Source organism: Halopseudomonas sp. L-58, from assembly GCF_056859475.1.
The window spans coordinates 70691-91917 of sequence record NZ_JBSXON010000043.1 but is presented as its reverse complement, the minus strand read 5'-3'; the positions used below and the strand labels follow the sequence as shown (position 1 = coordinate 91917).

The following is a 21227-nucleotide window of genomic DNA, read 5'->3' as shown; positions in this document are numbered from 1 at the left end:
TTCCTAAGAAACACCTTCGACAGCCTGCAATGTGAATCCAAACTCTGCTGCACGTCGATGCAGCCCTTTCACCACGCGCTCCCGATATTTTTGTTCATAGTGATCAGCGCCAGGATCCTTGTAGTCCATGCCGAAGCGCATGGCATTATAAAACAGAATGGCGATCTTTCTGGCCGTGGCAGTCACCGCCTTGGCCTTGCCTATTCGCGCTGACAAGCGCCGGTAGAAAGCGCCCAAAGCTGTGTTGGTTCTGCCGACTGTCACTGCTGCTAACCGTAAATGCGCTGTTACTCGGTTTTTGGTCTTGCGTGTATGCGCTGAAAGCACTTTCCCGCCGCTAATTCGACAGCCAGGCGCCAGGGTTAGCCAAGAAGTGAAGTGATGCGCTGTTGGCCAACGGCTCAGGTCAGTGCCGCACTCCGCCACCAAGCGCAGCGCCAAATAGGGTCCAACACCGTGAATCTGCGTCAGGTCCACACCGACTAACTGATAGAGCATAGTTCGGACATCAAAGTTGAGCGCGTTCGGCTGCCGGGTGCGATGGCGGGGCTTAGGCAGTGGCTCACGAGGAGGAACATTTTGCTGAGACAGTCGCAGTAGGCTATGAGCAATTTGCTGATCGCAGAGCTCAAGCTGAGCTTGATAGGCATCGTACATGGCTAACGCCTGGGTCAGAGCAAAGACATGTTCTGGCTGATAGTTGCCAACCAACGCGCTTTGAATAGTATCAATGCTCGACTTGCAGCGAGTATCACGCATGGCAGCCAATGCTGTTTCGCTCCGCTCACCAGCAACAATAGCCCGGATTATCCTCATCCCAGTGACCCCGGTAATATCTGCTACTACATGGTGAAGCTGGATGTTCATGTGAGTAAGCGCTTTCTGCATGTGCTGGATATGCGCGGCAGCGTAATCCAAATGCCTTTCCCTCAAGCGCAGGTAGCTCCGTAAAGCAGAGATTTCACGGTCGGGATGAAAACTTGCGCGGAGCAAACCGCAGGCATGCAGGCGCTGAATCCATTGCGCGTCATTGACGTCAGTCTTGCGACCAGGAACAGCCCGAGCATCGCGGGCATTAGCCAGCACGACGTGCAAACCATGGCTTTCCAGAATCTCGTAGACGGGAATCCAATACACCCCCGTCGACTCCATGGCCACGGTGGTAATCCCGACATCGGTCAACCATGTCGCCATGCATTCCAAGTCGGCTGTAAATGCGCTGAATGTTCGCACGGACTGCTCTGCAAGGTCGGCTGGAACAGCTACGACATGAAAGCGAGATCCGATATCTATGCCCGCTGCACGGTCATTGATGACCGGTAAACCGTTACGTACTGAGTTGAGCGTCTTCATGAGAATCCTCCAGCAAAGAAGTACTGGACGGGGACTCGGATCAGATCACATTCCTAAACGGGGTCGCCAAAAGGCGCCACCAATAACGGGTCCGCAGCTTCCCCTGGATCATGTTTTTTGACGGGGACCAAGCCTCCAAAAAGCTAACGATCACTGTCCAGCAGAAGAAGTCTAGCTGGGACTCAGCGGAGCGGAAGTGTTTCTAATCTAGTGGGCCGCGGAGCGCCGGGGAGGCTGTTTTTTAGAATGGCGTTAAGCAAGGTACTTTTTCCAGCACCCAGGAAGCCGGACAGGACAGTGACAGGTAGGTTTTCAGGCATGACGTTAATCTCGGATTTTAACACTGGTTATAACATAACATTTATTTCAAAAAAGTCACGCACCAGTCAGCCTGGGCATCAAGGCGTTGAATACGTCGGCATGTAACATCGCGGTCTTGCTTGATTGTCTGGCAGGTTAGGAGGTATTCAAACTGCATGCCCTACCCCATATAAGGACGAACAATGTACTGCCTGGACGATATCCGCTTCGAACAACAACAGATCAGCGGACTGAGCACCCGCATAGCTCGGGTGGGAACCGGCCCAGTTGCACTGTTTATTCACGGCTGGCCTGAGTGCTGGTACTCCTGGCGACAGCAGATGGTAGCGCTGGCCAATGCGGGCTACACCGCGGTCGCCCCTGACATGCCCGGCTTCGGCGAAACCGAGGCGCTAGCGCAAATTGATGATTACAACGTCACCCGCATTGCCGGCTTTATGCAAGCACTGGTCGCGCACTACAGCCCGGACGCGCCGGTATTGTTGATCGGCCACGACTGGGGTGCGATCAACAGCTGGCAGTTTGTGCAGTTGCACCCCGAATGCGTTGCGCGGCTGATCATTATGAGCGTACCACTGCGCCCGGTTGCTGACGTCCCGCCAATCGAGTTTTTGCGCGGCTATTTCAAAGATCAGTTCTTCTATCAGATCTACTTTCAGGACCCGGGTGTTGCCGAAGCCGAGTTTGACGCTGACCCGGAAGGCATTTTGCGCGCACTCTACTGCTCACCGGAGACCCCGCGCCACCCTCCTCTGCTGGGCAAGTCGCTTTCCGAAGGCGGTGGCTGGATTGGCCGCCTGGGTGTACCGAAGGAGCAACCTGCCTGGCTCACCGACGAGATGCTCGCTTACTGTCTGAATGCCTATCGGCATAGTGGGTTTGCCGGCGGTATCAACTACTACCGCAATCTGGATGAGAACTGGCGCCGCTTGCTGCCATTGCGTGAGAGCAAGATAACCTGCCCGGTGCTATTTATTGCCGGAGAGGCCGACAGCGTTATTCAGGGCGCCGATGAGCCCGCGTTGCGTGCGATGATGGGAAAACGTATACCCAGCCTGCAGATTGAGTTGCTGCCGAAGATTGGCCACTGGCTTCAGAATGAGGCGCCCGAGGCTGTGAATGAGGCGATGCTGCGCTTTCTCCAGCAGCCTTAAGGCGGGGAAATGCGCCTGAGCATTAAGCTCAGGCGCATTCAATCAAAGACCGGCAAACAGCGTTGGCGATGGCATGACCCGAAAGTCGATCGACATCATCAGACTCAGCGCGGTGATGGCGATGATCGAGAAGCCGAACAGCTTGCGTGCCCACAACCGATCATCCACCTCTTCGCGGTAACCGGACAGCGCAATCACCAGCCACCAGATGCTGACCAGCAGCGCGATGACTAGATAACCGTAGCCGGCAAACCCGGACAGCGTCAGCATCAGTGCTGCCGCCGCAAAGGCGAGGATGTACCAGACGATGTGCTGTTTGGTGACCCGAATACCCTCTTTGACCGGCAGTACCGGGATGCCGGCTGCGCTGTAGTCATCAAAGCGGAAGATCGCAATCGCGTACGAGTGCGGCATCTGCCACAGACAGAAGATCAGCAGCAACAGCGCGGCGCCGGTATCGAACTGACCAGTCACGGCGCAGTAGCCCACCACCGGCGGCATGGCGCCTGACAGGCTGCCGACCAGCGTGCCGTATACCGAACGACGCTTCATCCAGAGGCTGTACACGCCCACATAGATAAAGAAGCCGAAGGCCGCCAGCGCCGTGGCCACCGGTGTGGTGTACCACCACAGCAGACCGAAACCGGCCAGGCCCAGCACCACACCGTGCGCCAGCGCCGCCGGCAGCGAGATCTGACCGGTGACCAGCACCCTGCCCCGCGTGCGCTGCATATGCCGATCAATGTCGCGGTCGATGCAGTTGTTCATCACACAGCCGCTGGCAACCACCAGCGACAGCCCGATCACGGTAGCCAGCAGCAGACCGAGATCGATCTGCCCCTGGGCGGCGAGGAAGTACCCCCCCGCCACCGCAATCAGGTTGCCAAAGATTATGCCCGGCTTGGTGACCAGCAGGTAGCGTTTGAGTTTCACTGGAACATCCAGGGCATCATCAGCATGTCGGCGTTGACCATGATCCAGATGGCCAGACCTACCAGCATGACGATGATCAGCACGGTGAACAGGAAGGCCACCAGATTCCAGCGGCCCTCGGACGAGGTGTTCATGTGCAGGAAGCACACCAGATGCACCACGACCTGAATCACACCCATGGTCAGCATGCTGATCAGGTTGACGCTCTGGCTGAACTGCCCACTCATCACCATCGCGAACGGGATGGCAGTGAGGATCACCGACAGGATGAAACCGATAGCGTAAGAGCCGTAGCTGCCGTGGCCGGCACCGGCGTCGGAATGCGCATGACTCATCAGATAGTCCCCATCAGATAGACAATGGTGAACACGCAGATCCAGACGATGTCCAGGAAGTGCCAGAACAGGCTCAGGCACATCAGGCGTGTGTTGTTACGGTCGGTCAGACCGCGCCGGCTGACCTGCAGCATCATGACGATCATCCACACCAGACCGGCGGTCACGTGCAGACCGTGCATGCCGACCAGGGTGAAGAAGGACGACAGGAACGCGCTTTTGTCCGGGCCAAAGCCTTCGGCAATCAGGTGGTGGAATTCGTTGAGTTCCATCCCGATAAACCCCGCGCCCAGCACAAAGGTCGCCGCCAGCCACGCCAGCGTCTGGCCCTTGAAGCCGCGGTGCGCTGCGATCATGGCAAAGCCGTAGGTGCAGCTACTGACCAGCAGCAGCGCGGTTTCACCCAGCACATAGGGCAGCTCGAAGATGTCCTTGCCGCTGGGGCCACCGGCCGTGTGGTTGACCAGCACGGCGTAGGTGGCGAACACACAAGCGAACAGAATGCAGTCGGTCATCAGGTACAGCCAGAAGCCGAATACGGTGTTGCCGCCAGTGTCGTGGTGCGCGTGGTCGTCATGCGCCACGGCGTGGTTGGAGTGCATTACAGTGCTCGACATGTCAGATCTGCTCCGCAACGGGTTGAGTGTTCAGCGCCTGACGCGGCGCTTCAAAGTTGGCGTGATGCAGGTTCTCGATGCGCTCTACTTCGTCAGGCTGCACGTAGTAGTCGACGTCTTCGTTGTAGCTGCGCGCGATGAAGGTAGCGATCATGCCGATGAAGCTGACCGCGCCCAGCCACCAGATGTGCCAGACCAGCGCAAAACCGAATACCGCACCCAGCAGACCGATGATCAGGCCGGCCGAGGTGTTCTTCGGCATGTGGATCGGCGCGTAATGATCAGGGCGCAGATAGGCTTCGCCACGCTCTTTCATGTCCTGGAAGGCATCCAGTGCACGCACGGTCGGCGTAACCGCGAAGTTGTAGAACGGCGGCGGCGAACTGGTTGACCATTCCAGGGTACGACCGCCCCACGGGTCACCGGTCACGTCACGCAGCGATTCACGGTTGCGCAGACTGACCACCAGCTGTGCCAGCTGGAACAGAATGCCGCACAGAATCAGGCCGGCACCGAAGAAGGCAACGATCAGGTACGGCTGCCACATCGGGTTGTCGTAGTGGTTCAGGCGGCGCGTCATGCCCATGAAGCCCAACACATAGAGCGGCATAAAGGCGACGAAGAAGCCGGTGATCCAGCACCAGAAGGCCCCCTTGCCCAGACGCTCATCCAGTTTGAAACCGAAAGCCTTCGGGAACCAGAAGGTAAAGCCGGCCAGATAGCCGAACACCGCACCACCGATGATGGTGTTGTGGAAGTGGGCAATCAGGAACAGGCTGTTGTGCAGTACGTAGTCAGCACCCGGTACGGCCAGCAGAACGCCGGTCATGCCGCCCACGGTGAAGGTCACCATAAAGCCCAGGGTCCACAGCACCGGCGTGGTGAACTGCACGCGGCCGCGAAACATGGTGAACAGCCAGTTGAACAGCTTCACCCCGGTCGGCACCGAAATGATCATGGTGGCCACGCCGAAGAACGCGTTGACGTTGGCACCCGAGCCCATGGTGAAGAAGTGATGCAGCCAGACCACGAAGCCCAGTACGGTGATCGCTCCGCTGGCCCAGATCATCGAGGTGTAGCCGAACAGTTTCTTGCCGGAGAAGGTCGAAATCACCTCAGAGAAGATACCGAACGCCGGCAGGATGAGGATGTACACCTCGGGGTGACCCCAGGCCCAGAACAGGTTGATGTACATCATGGCGTTGCCGCCAAGCTCGTTGGTGAAAAAGTGCATGTCCAGATAACGGTCCAGACTCAGCAGCGCCAGGGTGGCGGTCAAAATCGGGAAGGACGCAATGATCAGGATGTTGGTGAAGGTGCAGGTCCAGGTGAATACCGGCATCTTCATCAGCGTCATGCCGGGTGCGCGCATCTTGAACACGGTCACCAGGAAGTTGACGCCGGTAAGCAGCGTCCCTAACCCCGATAACTGCAGCGCCCAGATGTAATAGTCGACCCCCACGCCCGGGCTGTAGCCCAGCTCGGCCAGCGGCGGGTAGGCCACCCAACCGGTGCGGGCGAACTCCCCTACCCCCAGCGACACGTTGACCAGAATGGCACCGGCCACGAACAGCCAGAAGCTCAACGAGTTGAGGAACGGGAAGGCAACGTCACGGGCGCCAATCTGCAGCGGCACCGCAATGTTCATCAGACCAACCATGAACGGCATGGCCATGAAGATGATCATGATTACGCCGTGCGCGGTGAAGATCTGGTCGTAGTGCTCGGGCGGCAGGTAGCCCTGCGAAGCGCCTTCGGCAATCGCCAGCTGGCCGCGCATCATGATGGCGTCGGCAAAACCGCGCAGCAGCATGATCAGGGCAACCAGGATGTACATCACACCGATTTTCTTGTGGTCAACCGAAGTCAGCCACTCGGTCCACAGGTAGCCCCACTTGCGGTAGTAGGTGATGGCGCCAAAGATCCCCAGACCGGCAATCGCAACGACCGCCAGGGTGATCATGATAATGGGCTCGTGAAACGGCACGGCCTCGAGTGTCAGCTTGCCAAACATCAGTGGGTCTCCTCGGCAGCATTCATGGGCATGCCAGCCATTTCGGCGCCTGCATGGGCCTCATGGCCTGCGTGACCGGTGTGGTCTCCGTGGCCGGCCGCGTGCTTACCGCCGTTGTGGTATTGCATGAGGATGGTGTCGTACAGGATCGGGCTGACGCTGCCGTAGTAGCGGACCGGATCGGCCTTGCTCGGCGCTGCCAGCGCCGGATAGCTGTCCAGATCCAGCGTCTCGCTGTTGGCCTTGACCTGACTGACCCAGTCGTTAAAGCCCTGCTCATCGGTAGCGATGGCCTGGAACTTCATGTCGGAGAAGCCTTCGCCACTGAGGTTGGCGGAGAACCCGTCGTAACTGCCTTCATGGTTGGCGATCAGGTGCAGCTTGGTCTGCATGCCGGCCATGGAGTAGATCTGGCTACCCAGCGCCGGAATGAAGAACGAGTTCATCGCCGACTGGGAGGTGATCTTGAAGTTGACGGGGGTGTCGACCGGGAAGGCCAGTTCGTTGACGGTGGCGATGCCCTGTTCCGGATAGATGAACAGCCATTTCCAGTCCAGCGACACCACCTGCACTTCGATCGGCTTTACGTCCGAGTCCAGCGGGCGGTAGGGGTCCAACTCATGGGTGGTCTTCCAGGTGATGGTGCCGAGGATGGCGACAATTACGCAGGGGATGATCCAGACCACCAGTTCAATCGCGGTGGAGTGGGACCAGTTGGGTCGATAGGTCGCCTTGGTGTTGCTTGCACGGTACTTCCAGGCAAACACAAGGGTCATCACGATGACCGGAATGACCACGATCAGCATCAGCAGCGTGGCGGTGATGATCAGCGACTTTTCGTCGACGCCGACCTGCCCTTTCGGGTCCAGCAACACCATTTTGCAGCCGCCGAGCATCAGCAGCGGCAACCAGGCGAGCCGTTTCAGGAGTGAAGTTATCTGCTTCGGGTTCATGTTGCAGCCTTAGTCGTTGAACAGGCCCTCGCGCCCGACAGGGAACGAGGTGCAACAGGCCCCAGTGATGTGCACCCACCAGCCGACCAATAGCCCACACACCAGCACCCCGTGACGCTCCCGCATGAGCGTGTCAGGTGCTGCCGTGTGGTTTTTATGGGTCAGCGTAATGTCTTTGTGCAGACTGAGACGGCGTACAGCATCAATCGCCAAACTGGCCGCGGGAGCGGCGCCTTCCGTGGGGAACCAGAGCGACGCCTGGAACCTGTTGCGGAAAGTATTACAAAGTATTTCCGGAAGCCGCGCAATTGTAACAAGTAGTGACGCAGGTCAATGCAGTACTTCATATTTGCGACTAAAGCATTCGCTGAAGACAAATGAGAAATGCTCGCAAGTCACGCATGGCGCGGGGTTCAAGCCTCAAGCGAGGTCCCCGCAACAGCTGTTGCAGGGGTGCGGCAATGTGCCGCGCTGGAAGACAGGTAAGCGCAGTGAGTGGCGTGCGGCGACAGGCCGCAGCACGGTTGCTGGAGAAAATGTGTCGAAGGCGTACCATCACGGCATTAACGCGAGGTGCTCAACATGACTCAATCCACGCCAGCTTATGGCACAGCAGATGCTTCCTATCAGGCCGCAGGCGAAATCGACGGCATACGTCGGCTGGTCGATGATTTCTACCAGGAGATGGACAGCTGGGAGGGGGCACAGGAACTGCGCGCTCTGCACGCGCCTGACCTGGCATCGGCTCGGGCCAAGTTGAGCGCATTTCTGTCAGGCTGGCTGGGCGGCCCGCGACTGTTTCAGCAGCAGTATGGCGGCATCAGCATTCCCGCCTTTCACGCCAAATGGGATGTAGGCCCGGAGCTCCGTGACCAGTGGCTGGAGTGCATGGCGCGGGCGATAGCAAAGCAGCCCTACTCTCCCGCATTTGCCAGCTATCTGCTGGAGCAACTGCGCGTGCCGGCCAACCGGGTGGTGCAGGCCAGTCAGGCGATGCGTCAGGCGCAGCAATAGCCGCTAGAGGGGCTTTTCCCAGAACAGTGCCCGGCCCATTTCCGGCACCAACTGGTAACCCTCAAAGCCAAAACCCCGGTAGGAACGCTGTGCCGCCTTGTTGCCCTCCAGCACTTCAAGGGTGAGCTTGCAGCAACCTCGCTGGCGGGCAATGTCCTCGACCTGAGTCAGCATCTGCCGAGCAATGCCCTGCCCTCGCCAACGGCGTGACACAATCACGTCGTGGATATTGATGAGCGGCTTGCCCTTGAACGTGGAGAACCCCTCGAAGCAGTTGACCAGGCCAACATACTGGCCGTCGGCAACCGCGAGCACAAACAGGTAGTCCGTCCGTGAGGACAGCTTGCCCGGTAGTGATTCGAGCAACTCAGGGGCAAGCGCCGCAGCGCCACCCATAGGGTCAAGCGCATATTCAGCGAGCAACGACTTCAACGCCGTAGCATGTACTTCGTCGCCAAGATCGCCGACGATCACCTCCAAAGTCATTGCGTTGCATCCTTGTTCTGAAGCTGTTGCTGCAGTGTCAACAGGGTTTGGTTGGCAGGGGTCAAATCAAGCCCTTCGGCAATTAGCACCAGGGCAGCGTCGCGCTGATCGGCACTGTCGAGCGCGACGGCCAGCACGTATCGATAGTGGGCATTCTGCGGGTCGAACACAACTGCGCGGCGCAACTCGATCAGGGCGTCGGCCATATCCTTGCTGCGCACCTTGAGCAGTCCCAGGCTGAAATGCAACGGGGCAGCCTCCGGCAACGCCTCCAACCCTTTGTTAAGCAGTGTTTCGGCCATAGGGTCGCGCATCGACGCGCGATACAGATCGGCCAGATTGATGTAGGCACCGATGAAATAGGGATCAAGCTCTAAGGCCCGCGCGTAGGCATCTTCCGCCAGCGCAAGCTGGTTACGCGCCTGATGGTACAGGCCGATGTTCAACTGTGCCGAAGAGTCATCGGCGTTGGCTTGTTGTGCTTGCAGATATTCCTGCTGAGCCCGGCGCAGCTTCTCAACGTCGTCACCGCGCATCTGCTCCGGCGGAATGTCCAGCAGCTGGGCGGTTGCCTGCAGTCTGACCACCCGCTCGGGCGCATCCAGCAGCGGGCTGGCAAGCTGCCAGCGGGTTACCGGCGGGTAGCTGCCAATTGCCTCCAGCGCGCCCAGACGAATGATCGGGTCCTTCGCGCGCAGGGCAACGAACAACGACTGTGCCACCTCCGGCCCCGGCCAGGCCTGCAGCAAGCTGGCGGCCGTCGCGCGGGCGATCGCTGGCTGGCCTTCGTCGGCCAACAGCGTCAGCAGATCCTGCTGGGCGCCAACAGAGCCTGCTCGGCCCGCTGCCAGAGTGTGCGCATACTGCTGCAGCCCCTGCGGCACATGGCCATACCAGTGTTCGACGTGCTCTGCTGCCCACTCGGGGGTTTCGTCGCTGTGACACTGATTACAGGCGTTGGGCACGCCGAGGCTGACGCTCAGATCGGGGCGCGGGATACGCAGGCTGTGATCGCGCCGAGGATCCACTTCCATGTAGGTGGTGGTCGGCATATGGCAGTCCACGCAGGCGCTGCCCTGCAAGCTGCTGTGAAAGTGGTGCTTCGGCGTCTGGTACTGGTCGGCCTGGTGACACTGCAGGCAGACACCATCGCCAGGGACCCTGAGCTCCAGCGAGTGCGGGTTGTGGCAGTCACTGCAGGTCACGCCGGCCTGATACATTTTGCTCTGCAGGAACGAGCCATGCACAAACACCTCGTCCTGAATCTGACCGTCCGGGTGATACAGACCCTGATCAAGGGTTGCGAGCAGATAATTTTCCACCAGCAAACCGGCATCCTGCGGGTCATCAAACAGTTGCGCACGGCGGGAGTGGCAGGCAGCGCAGGCTTGAATTTCCTTCTCGCTGTCGCGCGGCTTGCTGCGGCCGGGCGTGCCGTTGTCGTCGTGCTGCCAAGTGACACCTTCACGCTCATCAAAGCGCACCGCAAGCCCAAGGGTCTTGGCCATATCTGGATTAGCGTCAGGAGCAGCGGCCCACTTCAGGTGGTCTGAAGCCGGTCCGTGGCACGCCTCGCAGGACACGTCGATCTCGGCCCAGCGAGTGTCATAACGGTTGGTTGCGGCATTGAAGTTGCGTTCCAGATTGGTCGAGTGGCATTCGGCGCACATCAGGTTCCAGTTGAACTGACGCCCACTCCAGTGCAGCGCCTTGACCGGGTCGTCGCCATTGACATCAGGGTTGAGCTGGAACCAGCGCTGGCCGCCCTCCCCAGCCGGCCGTGCATCCCAGGCAACACTGAACGCCTGATAACGGCCGCCCGGCATCGCCAGCAGATACTGCTGCAGCGGATAGACCCCAAAGGTGTACTCGGCAACATAGACCTGCTGGCGGCCATCCGGACCGAGTGTATTGACCAGAAACTGGCCGTCACGCTGGAAGAAGGTACTGGTTACGCCGCCGTAGCTGAAGCTGGCGTTATTGAAATCGCCAAGCACGGTATCGGCATTTGCTTCCTGCATGGCCTGATCGTGGTGCGACCCGACAAAGTCGGCGCTCTGCTCGACATGACAGGCGATACAGCTCTGACGGCCAACATAGTGCCGACTGCCGGCTGTGGTAACGTCAACGAAGGGCACATTTTGCTGCTCGGCGGTCAGAGCAGGCGCCTGCAAAGGGGGCTCGGCTTCCCCGGCAGTAAACCACCAGACAGCGACGGCCGAGAGAACAAGAACCAGCGGAAGCAGCAGGCGCCACAGCGGCGGTTCAGGGGCAAGGTGTCGGGCAGAGTGAGTCTTGTTACTGTCCATCGTCTGGCAACATCCCTATCGCAACAATGCGTCTTGCGGGCAACTCCGGTCGATGCAACGGTCTGACCCCGACAGCCTCAAGAGCCAATCTGTACCCAACCCTGATCCTCAATCCGGTTGCGACCCGTGCTTTTGGCTCGATAGGTTGCGATATCAGCGGTATTGAGCAGCAAATCCAGGCTGGCTTCACCGTTTTGCGACGCTGTAACCCCAAAACTGCAAGTAACCTGAATGGTCTCCTTACCGTGGCTCAACCTCAGCGCTTCGATCTTCGCTCTCAAGCGCTCCGCAAGCTCCCTCGCCTCATCCAGCCCCGTCGCCGGCAGAAGAATCGCAAACTCCTCTCCTCCGAGCCGAGCCGCAACGTCAGCGGCCCGTGTATGCTGCTTCAGCACGCCGGCAAGCGCACGCAGAACAGCGTCACCGCCAGCATGGCCAAAACGATCATTGATTTGCTTGAAGTGATCGGCATCCAGCGAAATAAGCGCCACCGGGTGCCGTTGCCTGCGCGCCTGCTCAAGCGCTGCGTTCCCCAGGGCAAATAGCGCTCGCCTGTTGGCCAACCCGGTCAGCGCGTCTTCATTGGCGAGCTGTTCTGCCTGGCGTTGCGCTTGTGTGAGCTGGTCCTGCAAGTCCTTGATGTCGGAAATGTCGGTTGCGATTTCGATTCTGACAAGACGCCCGTCCGGCCAGCGGGTTGCCTGATCACGGCACTGATACCAGCGGCCCGTGAGGGTATTGCGAAACTCCCAACGATAGACGCCGGTTGGAACTCCCTCTTCATCCAGCAGCAACGGGTTGGTGCAAAATGCGCACGGCCCTGTCTGGCCCTTCTGCAGCACCTGCCAACATTTTCGCGCACCCGGCTCCCCCCATTTCTCACGCCCGTAGGCGTTGAGAAACAGAAGCTCGAGGGTATCCATATCGGCGACATAGACCAGCGCATCAAGACTGTCGAGCACCGTCTCGATGGCAAGCCTGTCCACATTCTGGTTGTCTGGCATTTTTTTGTCTGCGGAGCTCCGGCCGGCAACGTCACCTGCACACTGTTGGCGGTGTTGCACTGATTACGCGAATCGCGTTTGCTGGTCAGACTGTGTGCAATCCGATTATGCGGCAGCTTACGTGGTCTGGCCAATCTGTGACATCATCTTGCTGTTAAACATCTATCCCACTTTATTTGTCGCCAGGGGTGTCCGGTGCCATGCATCGGGCTGAGAACACGCCATGCCCAGGCTGGCCAAACCCTGGAACCTGATCCGGATCATACCGGCGGAGGAAGCGCGACATGTTGTATCTGACGATTGCAGCCCTGGCTGCGGTTCTGCTTTTGTTTGTCTGGGTTGGTCTGCGAACCCGCCGAAACGAGGCTCTCGACGACTTTATTACGGCGCGCAATAGCCAGAACCGCTGGGCCATTGGCCTATCGTTTCTGGCCTCAGGCATGGGTGGCTGGATCCTCTTTGCTCCACCGGAAGTCGGCGTACTGGTCGGTCCCCTTGGTCTGGCCGGGTATGCGCTGGGCGCCGCCCTGCCCTTTATCGTGTTTGCCCTGTGTGGGCCCGCTATTCGTCGAAGACTGCCGGCAGGGCGAAGTATTGGCGAGTTCGCAGAGCACTGCTATGGCGGCGGCGTACGCCGCTGGGTCGGATTGATATCACTGTTGTACATGGCCTGTTTTCTGGTCGCGGAATTGACCGCCATCGGCGCCATTACCGCGATGCTGTCCGACATCAATGGCAGCCTGATTGTCATCGGCGTTGCCGTAACCACGCTGATCTATACGGCCTGGGGCGGTCTGCGGGCCAGCATGACAACCGACCGCTGGCAGGGATGGCTGCTGATTGCGCTGATGCTGCTGGTCGGCGGCGTTGCTACGACGCGGCTGCCCGCCTTCAGCCCGGATACGGCGCTTCCCGGCATACCCGCGTCGGCCGCGCTCGGCGTTGCGCTAACCCTTGTCATTGCCGTCACTGCAGCCAACCTGTTCCATCAAGGCTACTGGCAGCGGCTCTGGGCCGCGCAGGACGAAAAGGCACTGGGCCAGGGCGCGCTGATTGGCGGTGTGGCGACCATTCTGGTTGTCGCGCTGGTTGGCGGCCTCGGTATCATGACGGTCATGAGCGGTGCAGATGTTGGCTCCCCACCCATTCCGTTCTTCGCGATGCTGCGTGATGCCCCCGGCTGGCTGGCGCTGCCGGCGCTGGTGCTGGCAATCACCCTGGTTGCCTCCTCGGTCGATACCTTGCAGAACGCTATCGTGTCGCTGGCAGTCACAGAGCGAAAAGGACTGAGTCTTGCCGCTGCTCGCTGGTTTACCTTTGTTCTGATGATTCCGGTGGTGATTATCGCCCTGCAGGGCATCTCGGTTCTGCGGCTGTTTCTGATTGCCGATCTGCTTTGCGCCACTGCGGTTGTGCCGGTCCTGCTAGGCCTGTGGCAACGGATGTCACCGGCAGCTGCGATAGCGGGCGCACTGGCAGGGCTGGTCGGCGCAGTGCTGCCCGGCTGGATTGCAACTGGCAGCGCGCTTCAGGGGCTGCTGCTTGCCAGCTTCCCGGACACCGTTCCGACCCTGCCGCCGTTTCTCGGTGCCCTGGCTGCATCGGCACTGGTCAGTGTACTTTTCGCCCTCTTGCTGCCTGTCAGAAAGCCCGAACTCGCCGGCTAATCAACCGCGCAGCCGTGCCGCACGGCTGCGCACCTGCCTCCCTCTTTGGCACTAAATGCCGATTAATTTGCCGTTTTGAACCAGCCAGCCATGGGGCCTGGCTGGCAGTCTATAGTCGTCCGTACGCACCAAAAATAAAAAGAGAACAAGACGATGACCAATGAGCACTTCGATGTGCTGATTATCGGTGCCGGCCTCTCCGGTATCGGTACGGCTGTGCACATATCACAGGAATGCCCCGGCAAACGATTGGCAATCCTCGAACGCCGCCAGCGCGTTGGCGGTACATGGGACCTGTTCAGCTATCCCGGAATACGCTCCGATTCTGACATGTTCAGCTTCGGTTACGATTTCAGGCCGTGGAATGACCTGAATACACTCGCCGACGGCCAATCCATTCGTAGCTATATCAGTGAAACCGCCAGCGAGTATGGCATCGACAAACTGATCCGCTTCGGGATCGAAACCGAGCAGGCTCAGTGGTGCAGCGAGCAGCAGCAATGGATCATCAGCGCCCGGGATCTGGATACCGGTCTGGCCCGCCACTTCAGTTGCGACTTCCTTATCAGTTGCACCGGTTACTACGATCACAAAACCGGCTATCTGCCCGACTTTCCGGGCGTGGAGCAATTCCAGGGGCAATGCATTCACCCCCAGCACTGGCCGGCCGATCTCGACTATCGGAACAAGAGGGTCGTTGTCATCGGCAGCGGCGCCACTGCTGTCACAGTCGTGCCCGCCATGGCCGATCAGGCAGCCCACGTCACGATGCTGCAGCGCTCTCCATCCTACGTGATGACCGTACCGGCACGTGACAAGTTGACCGAAGTTCTGCGCAAGATCATGCCCGAGCGGTGGGCCAATGATCTGGCACGCAAGCGCAACATCCTGATCCAGCGCTGGCTGTTCAAGGCCGCCAAACGGTGGCCGGAGCGTATGCGCAGCTATCTGCTCAGACAGGTCGCCAAACAGTTGGATGATCAGGCCAACATGAAACACTTCACTCCCAGCTATATGCCCTGGGACCAGCGCCTGTGTGCGGTGCCGGACGGTGATCTGTTCAAAGCCATCAACAGCGGCAAGGCATCGGTGGTGACAGACCGCATTGACCGCTTTACCGAGCACGGCATCAGACTCGCCTCCGGCAAGGAGCTGGAAGCCGACATTGTCATCACCGCCACCGGATTGAAGCTGCAACTGCTGGGGGGCACGCAGCTTCTGATCGACGGCAAGCCGTTCGATCTGCAGCAGCAGATGACCTACAAGGGCGTGTTGCTGCAGAACGTACCGAATATGGCATGGATTTTCGGTTATACCAACGCGCCCTGGACGCTGAAAGCCGATATTGCCGCGCGCTACGTCTGCCGATTGATCAACCACCTGCAGGCAACAGGAATGCAAGTGGTTACACCTCGGGACCATCAGGGCTGCGCAATTGCGGACATGTCGGTCATGGGCGCACTGGAGTCGGGCTACGTGCAGCGGGCGAATGCGATTCTGCCCCGCCAGGGTCGGAGCCTGCCATGGCGTCTGCTCAATGCCTATGAACAAGATCGTGTGATGTTGCTCGACGAGGTGCTTGAGGACGACAACCTCGAATTCCTGCCGCGCAACTCAGAATCCGGTAACAAGACAGCAGGCAGCAACAGCCGGGCAGCATAACAATGGGGATAATGCTTTGAACAACTCAATACAAAACCTGACAGTACTGGGCGCCGGCGTACTGGGCGGCCAGATCGCCTGGCACAGCGCATACAAGGGCAAACAGGTTGTGGTCTATGACCTGTTCGATGAAGGGCTGGAGCGCTGCAAGATCGCACATCAGCAGTATGCAGCCATTTACCAGAAAGACCTTGGCGCTACTGACGAGCAAATTGAACAGACTCGCGCCCGCTTGCGTTACAGCACTGATCTGGCAGATGCGGTCGGGGCTGCCGATCTGGTGATTGAAGCCGTGCCCGAGATTCCCGAGGTCAAGTCACAGGTCTATCGTGACATGGCTCCCCTGCTGCCCGCCGAGTGCCTCATTGCCACCAACTCATCGACGCTGCTGCCGAGCCAGTTTGCCGAGGATACCGGGCGGCCTGCCAACTACTGCGCGCTGCACTTCGCCAACCTGATCTGGTCGATCAACCTTGCCGAGATCATGGCTCACGCAGGGACAGGCGAGCATACCCTGCGCAGCATCACGCGCTTTGCCATTGAAATAGGGATGATTCCGGTGCCGGTACGCAAACCGCAGAACGGCTATGTCATCAACTCGCTGCTGGTGCCGCTGCTCTCGGCCGCACAAACCCTGGTAACCAACGGCGTTGCCACACCGGAAACCGTCGACCGAACCTACATGGTGATGAACCGCGGAGCGAGCATGGGCCCGTTTGGCGTGATCGACGTCGTCGGCATGAAGACCGTCTACGACATCACCCAGTATTGGGGAAGCCTTAATCAAGACGAGCAGGCGCTCAAGAACGCGGATTACATCAAGCGCCACTTTCTCGATCAGGGCAAGCTCGGACTACAGACCGGCAGTGGCTACTATCAGTATCCAAACCCGGCCTACGCTGATCCGGACTTCCTCGTCGAGCCGGGGCTGGAGGTCATCGATGAGATCGTCAGGCTGACGCTTCCCTCATAAGCATTTCGGTGGCGAGGTCGTCTGGCCAAGCCACCAGGCCGTTATTGAGTTTGAACCTCGGTTTGGCAGGGTTTATCCGGATCAAAGACCAGCAACACGATCAGGGCCAACAGCGGCATTGCGCCGCCCAGCAGGGAGGCCACGAGCCAACCGCCGCTGACATAGGCCCACGCCCCCGCGGCGGAACCCACCGCTCCGCCAACAAAGAATGTCGCCATATAAATGGCATTCAATCGGCTGCGCTCGGCTTCACCCAGTGCGTAAATCGCACGCTGGCCAAGCACGACGTTACCGGATACTCCGAGATCAAGCAGCACCGCAGCGGCAACGAGTAACAGCAGTGACAGCGCTGAGCCGGGCGCGACGATATGCGTCATGGCAAAGGCAACCATCACGCAAAGCATCGCGCTGATCGTAGCCACACGGGTCAGCCCACGATCTGCCAGCCTGCCGGCAACAGGCGCAGATACCACGCCAGCGACGCCTGCCAGCGCGAACAGTGCTATACCTGACTGCGACATATCAAAGTCAGGCCCGGCCAGCAGCAGCGGAGTGGTTGTCCAGAACAGGCTGAAGGCGCCAAACATCATCGCCTGATAAAGCGCCCGACGCTGCAGTATCGGAGTATGTGCCGCCAGCGTTGCCATCGAGCGCAGCAGCGCCAGATACCCCATGCTGGCGGTCGGAATACGGCGCGGAATGAGGCGATGCATCACCAGTACCAGCAACACCATCAGAGCGGCCGAGATGAAGAACATCCAGCGCCAGGATGACAGATCGGCAACAAAGCTCGATATCGGTCGGGCCAGCATGATGCCGAACATCAGTCCGCCCATTACATTACCGACCACCTGCCCGCGTCGTTCCGGCGAAGCAAGGTGGGCCGCCAGCGGGACAATAATCTGTACCGCAACCGCGCCAATGCCGATTATCAGCGAACACAACAAAAACTCGAGTGCACTCTCGGATAACGCCGTACCAACCAGAGCCAAAGCCAGCAGCAACACCATTGCGCTGATCAGCGCCCGGTTTTCCAGACGATCGGCCAAAGGCACTACCAGCAGCAGGCCGACGACATAACCGATCTGGGTCAGCGTCACTATCAGGCCGCTGGCTTCAGGGCTCATGCCCAGCGACGCGCTGATGGGCCCCACCAAAGGCTGGGAATAATACAGGTTGGCGACGATAAGGCCGCAGCAGGCAGCCAGGAAGAACATCAGTCCACTGGCAATACCGCGGGTGTTGTCGGATAGGTCTGGCATGGCAACTCTCGATACCTGGGTGTGCAGGGGGAGCCATACTACGCCTATTTATTCGTATTTTGTCGAACTAAAGTCACGGACGTCGTGAACAGACTGTTGCAGCAATCAAACAACGCTCATTCATTAAGCAATTTGAGCATGCTGGCGCGCTGCTCATCGCTGAGCGCTTGCTGCTTCATTGCCTTGGCAAGACTGGCATAGGCCGTACTTAATGCAGAGGAAAGGCTGGCGAGCTGGCTGCGCAGCCCATCCATCAGGGTGCTGCGCTCCTCGTCCGGTAGCCCCTGCTGACGCGCCAACTCAGTGATTTGCTGCTGTACCTCGGCAATCTGCTGTTTGAGTTCGCGAATGTGCTTGAGCAGCCGCTTGATGACTTCAGGCAAATCACTGTCGTCGATATCCTGATTGCTGCTGCTTTTCAACGCCTTTTCAGCCCGCTCCGACAGCGCGACCTTGACGCTTTCTGCAATTTCCCGATTGCTTTGCGGCACAGCCTCCGGCGACCGCTCCGTAACGCCGCCCGTCCCGTTACTGCGGGTAGCAGGATCAGTCCAGGTGAGATCGCCGATACGCATGATTGCGCCCCTCGCAGTGATGGATATCCATTCATATCGATCGTTTATCGAAGGACTTTAGCTACCACTGGCTTTGACCGGCGCGACAAGCTTCCCTATATTGTCCGCCGCCGCAGCCACTGCGGCATCGTTCTCGGGGCGGGGTGAAACTCCCCACCGGCGGTAACGGAGCCTGGCTCCGAAGCCCGCGAGCGCTCTGAAATGCAGAGGTCAGCAGATCTGGTGAGATGCCAGAGCCGACGGTTACAGTCCGGACAGGAGAGAACGCGACAGCACCCGCGTCGACGCGAGTTGACGTGGCGCTGCCCGTTCGCCCTGATTCAATCTCACAGGATTTATCCATGAATCAGAGCAAGACGATGACCCAATTCCTACCTTCGCAACAGCGCATTGCCTTCATTCACGCGTCCTGGCACACCGACATCGTACTGCGTTGTCTGGACGGATTCCGCGAGGAAATGGCAACGCGGGGCTACCATCCGGAACAGATTGATGTGATCGCCGTTCCCGGTGCCTACGAAATCCCCCTGCAAGCCAAGCTGCTGGCCAAAACCGGGCGCTACGGCGCGATCGCCTGTTCGGGGCTGGTGGTCGATGGCGGTATCTACCGCCACGACTTTGTCGCCAACGCAGTAATCAGCGGCCTGATGCAGGTTCAACTGGAAACCGAAGTGCCGGTACTGACCGCGGTCCTGACGCCTCACCACTTCCACGAACACGCCGAGCACCAGAGCTACTATCGCACTCATTTTGTTACCAAGGGCAAAGAGCTCGCTGCCGCTGCCGACAGTGCCATGGCGCTGCGCTGGCAGGTACTGAACAGCTGAACACCGGTCACACCGCCGGTGGCGTCAGCTGCCGGCAATCCTGAATCCGACCTGAAGAACCACCTGAAAATGCGCGACCTGATCGTTCGCAATATGGCCGCGGGTTTCCTTCACTTCAAACCACTCCATGTAGCGAATGGTCTTTGCGCACTCTGCAATCGCTACCCGAATGGCATCATCGATACTGTTTGGGGACGAGCCGACAACTTCCACCTTCTTGTAGACATGATGGTTGGACATGATTTACCTCCGCCTTCTTGTCATGGGTGCCCCCCAGTATGGCAAAGGGTTGCCGGTCTCGCCCGCCAAGTCCCGCTGCATTGCAATATGCTGTCATCCGCATATAATCACAAATGCAAATCACTATCATTATTTGATTGATCGCAATCCAAAGGGAGCTTTACATGGCCGTGCGTTTTCCTCTGCAGGCGCTTGCGCTGGCAATTTCGACTACTTTCCTTCTAACCGCATGCAGCGACGACAAGCAAACCAGCGCTCCAGAAGCGAGCGCACCTGAAGCGCCGGTCGCTGAACAATCTCCTGCAAGTGCTACTGAATCTCCAGCCGTTGCCCCTGCCGCCATAGTCAATCATTACGCAGACCTGGCGCTGGCAACCTTCGAGGACGCACTGACAACCGCGAAAGCGCTGGACGCGGCCACCGACGCCCTGATTGCCGAGCCTACCGAAGAGAACCTGGCTGCCGCGCGGGCGGCCTGGTTGCAGTCGCGCGTCCCCTACCAGCAATCTGAGGTTTTCCGCTTCAGCAACGCCGTGGTTGACGATTGGGAAGGTCAGCTGAATGCATGGCCACTGGACGAGGGTCTGATCGACTACGTCAAGGCAGACGATTATCAGCATGCTCTGGGTAACGAAGGCGCCAACGCCAACATCATTGCCAGCACAGAGCTTAACGTCGGCGGTGAAACCCTGGACTTGACGACGATCACACCGGACTTGCTTGCCAGCCTGAACGAGGTTGGCGGTTCTGAGGCCAATGTTGCTACCGGCTACCACGCTATCGAGTTCCTGCTCTGGGGCCAGGATTTGAACGGCTTTGGCGCAGGCGCCGGCGAGCGCAAGGCAACCGATTACGCAACCGGAGAGGCCTGCACAAACGGCAACTGTGACCGTCGCGCAGCCTACCTCGATGCGGTCACCGATCTGCTTGTATCCGATCTGAGCTGGATGGTGGATCAATGGAAGCCCGGAGTTGACAGTAACTACCGTGCCGAACTGACAGCACTGGAGCCTAAAGCTGTCTATCAGAAAATGCTGTTCGGCATGGGCTCGCTGTCACTGGGTGAGTTGGCCGGTGAGCGCATGAAGGTCGCATTGGAAGCCAACTCCTACGAGGACGAGCACGACTGTTTCAGTGACAACACCCATAACTCCCACTACTACAACGCGCTCGGCATTCAGAATGTCTATACCGGCAACTACAAGCGGGTGGACGGTACCGAGCTGAGCGGCGCATCGCTGGCTGACCTGGTTGGCGAGATCAAACCTGAACTGAATCAGCAGCTGATCGGCCAGCTGGACGCCAGCGTTGCGGCATTGGGTCACATGAAGGAGATCGCCGAGGCAGCGGAAAACCCGGTTGCCTTTGATATGATGATTGCACCCGAAAACACCCAAGGTGCAGAGATTATCAACAACGCCATTAGTGCTCTGGTCGAACAAACCGGTTCGATTGAGCAGGTAGCGGCTGTTGTTGGCGTAGACTCTCTCGAACCCGACGATGCCGGCCACCAGTTCTGATTTGGCGT

General features: G+C 59.0%; 19 protein-coding genes, 1 pseudogene and 2 riboswitches. Of the genes and pseudogenes, 7 read left to right on the top strand and 13 right to left on the bottom strand.

The window, feature by feature from the left end; translation table 11 throughout:
- Positions 1–3: 3 nt before the first annotated feature.
- On the bottom strand, positions 4–1353 hold the full coding sequence (locus AC13EY_RS04885; RefSeq protein WP_335601042.1) for an IS110 family RNA-guided transposase: 1350 nt from the start codon (positions 1351–1353) through the stop codon (positions 4–6).
- 236 nt (positions 1354–1589) lie between these two features.
- A pseudogene (locus AC13EY_RS04880) lies at positions 1590–1673 on the bottom strand (GTP-binding protein); the annotation flags it as partial.
- Positions 1674–1856: 183 nt separating this feature from the next.
- On the opposite strand from AC13EY_RS04880, the gene AC13EY_RS04875 reads away from it, so the two are divergent.
- A complete protein-coding gene (locus tag AC13EY_RS04875) occupies positions 1857–2828 on the top strand; it encodes an alpha/beta fold hydrolase (protein ID WP_482877156.1) in 972 nt (323 codons plus the stop codon).
- A 42-nt stretch (positions 2829–2870) separates the two neighbouring features.
- Here the strand turns inward: AC13EY_RS04875 and cyoE are convergent, their stop codons facing one another.
- Genes cyoE through cyoA form a run of 5 tightly spaced genes read right to left on the bottom strand, consistent with a single transcriptional unit; the run spans position 2871 to position 7680 of the window.
- Positions 2871–3761, bottom strand: a complete 891-nt coding sequence (gene cyoE, locus AC13EY_RS04870; protein ID WP_233049670.1) for a heme o synthase — start codon at positions 3759–3761, stop codon at positions 2871–2873.
- On the bottom strand, positions 3758–4099 hold the full coding sequence (cyoD, locus tag AC13EY_RS04865) for a cytochrome o ubiquinol oxidase subunit IV (protein WP_349361843.1): 342 nt from the start codon (positions 4097–4099) through the stop codon (positions 3758–3760). Before cyoD ends, cyoE begins: the two co-directional genes overlap by 4 nt.
- A complete protein-coding gene (locus tag AC13EY_RS04860; RefSeq protein WP_228244886.1) occupies positions 4096–4713 on the bottom strand; it encodes a cytochrome o ubiquinol oxidase subunit III in 618 nt (205 codons plus the stop codon). The genes cyoD and AC13EY_RS04860 overlap by 4 nt, the downstream gene beginning before the upstream one ends.
- Position 4714: 1 nt before the next feature.
- Positions 4715–6727, bottom strand: a complete 2013-nt coding sequence (gene cyoB, locus AC13EY_RS04855; RefSeq protein WP_269687337.1) for a cytochrome o ubiquinol oxidase subunit I — start codon at positions 6725–6727, stop codon at positions 4715–4717.
- Positions 6727–7680, bottom strand: coding sequence for a ubiquinol oxidase subunit II (gene cyoA / locus AC13EY_RS04850; protein ID WP_482877154.1), 954 nt, complete (start codon positions 7678–7680; stop codon positions 6727–6729). Before cyoA ends, cyoB begins: the two co-directional genes overlap by 1 nt.
- A gap of 582 nt (positions 7681–8262) precedes the next feature.
- On the opposite strand from cyoA, the gene AC13EY_RS04845 reads away from it, so the two are divergent.
- The gene (locus AC13EY_RS04845) at positions 8263–8694 is read left to right on the top strand and encodes a group II truncated hemoglobin (protein WP_088274219.1); all 432 of its coding nucleotides are present in this window, start codon (positions 8263–8265) and stop codon (positions 8692–8694) included.
- 3 nt (positions 8695–8697) lie between these two features.
- On the opposite strand, the gene AC13EY_RS04840 is transcribed toward AC13EY_RS04845, so the two are convergent.
- From AC13EY_RS04840 to AC13EY_RS04830, 3 genes are all read right to left on the bottom strand, one after another.
- Positions 8698–9180 carry a GNAT family N-acetyltransferase gene (locus AC13EY_RS04840; protein WP_482877152.1) on the bottom strand — a complete coding sequence of 161 codons (483 nt, stop codon included), beginning with the start codon at positions 9178–9180 and terminating at the stop codon, positions 8698–8700.
- Positions 9177–11489 (bottom strand): multiheme c-type cytochrome, encoded by a 2313-nt coding sequence (locus AC13EY_RS04835; RefSeq protein ID WP_482877151.1) that lies wholly within the window; start codon positions 11487–11489, stop codon positions 9177–9179. Before AC13EY_RS04835 ends, AC13EY_RS04840 begins: the two co-directional genes overlap by 4 nt.
- A 77-nt stretch (positions 11490–11566) precedes the next feature.
- A complete protein-coding gene (locus AC13EY_RS04830; RefSeq protein WP_482877150.1) occupies positions 11567–12493 on the bottom strand; it encodes a GGDEF domain-containing protein in 927 nt (308 codons plus the stop codon).
- Between the two features lie 174 nt (positions 12494–12667).
- Positions 12668–12788, top strand: a riboswitch (TPP riboswitch).
- On the opposite strand from AC13EY_RS04830, the gene AC13EY_RS04825 reads away from it, so the two are divergent.
- The 3 genes from AC13EY_RS04825 (at position 12778) to AC13EY_RS04815 (ending at position 16795) form a co-directional block, all read left to right on the top strand.
- Positions 12778–14160, top strand: coding sequence for a sodium:solute symporter family transporter (locus AC13EY_RS04825; protein WP_482877148.1), 1383 nt, complete (start codon positions 12778–12780; stop codon positions 14158–14160). (Overlaps the previous riboswitch by 11 nt.)
- Before the next feature lie 153 nt (positions 14161–14313).
- Complete coding sequence (locus AC13EY_RS04820; protein WP_482877146.1) at positions 14314–15822, top strand: flavin-containing monooxygenase; 1509 nt, start codon at positions 14314–14316, stop codon at positions 15820–15822.
- A 16-nt stretch (positions 15823–15838) separates the two neighbouring features.
- Entirely contained in the window at positions 15839–16795 is a 957-nt protein-coding gene (locus AC13EY_RS04815) for a 3-hydroxyacyl-CoA dehydrogenase (protein ID WP_233049677.1), read from the top strand.
- A gap of 41 nt (positions 16796–16836) precedes the next feature.
- On the opposite strand, the gene AC13EY_RS04810 is transcribed toward AC13EY_RS04815, so the two are convergent.
- Entirely contained in the window at positions 16837–18057 is a 1221-nt protein-coding gene (locus tag AC13EY_RS04810) for an MFS transporter (RefSeq protein ID WP_233049678.1), read from the bottom strand.
- Positions 18058–18173: 116 nt separating this feature from the next.
- Positions 18174–18632 carry a hypothetical protein gene (locus AC13EY_RS04805; protein ID WP_233049679.1) on the bottom strand — a complete coding sequence of 153 codons (459 nt, stop codon included), beginning with the start codon at positions 18630–18632 and terminating at the stop codon, positions 18174–18176.
- A 125-nt stretch (positions 18633–18757) separates the two neighbouring features.
- A riboswitch (FMN riboswitch) is annotated at positions 18758–18902 on the top strand.
- Between the two features lie 71 nt (positions 18903–18973).
- Here AC13EY_RS04805 and AC13EY_RS04800 point away from each other — a divergent pair.
- Positions 18974–19459 carry a 6,7-dimethyl-8-ribityllumazine synthase gene (locus AC13EY_RS04800; RefSeq protein WP_228244877.1) on the top strand — a complete coding sequence of 162 codons (486 nt, stop codon included), beginning with the start codon at positions 18974–18976 and terminating at the stop codon, positions 19457–19459.
- Positions 19460–19483: 24 nt separating this feature from the next.
- On the opposite strand, the gene AC13EY_RS04795 is transcribed toward AC13EY_RS04800, so the two are convergent.
- Positions 19484–19699, bottom strand: coding sequence for a dodecin (locus tag AC13EY_RS04795; protein ID WP_228244876.1), 216 nt, complete (start codon positions 19697–19699; stop codon positions 19484–19486).
- A gap of 164 nt (positions 19700–19863) precedes the next feature.
- Here AC13EY_RS04795 and AC13EY_RS04790 point away from each other — a divergent pair, with 164 nt between their 5' ends.
- Positions 19864–21219 carry an imelysin family protein gene (locus tag AC13EY_RS04790; RefSeq protein WP_482877144.1) on the top strand — a complete coding sequence of 452 codons (1356 nt, stop codon included), beginning with the start codon at positions 19864–19866 and terminating at the stop codon, positions 21217–21219.
- The last annotated feature ends 8 nt before the right edge of the window (positions 21220–21227 follow it).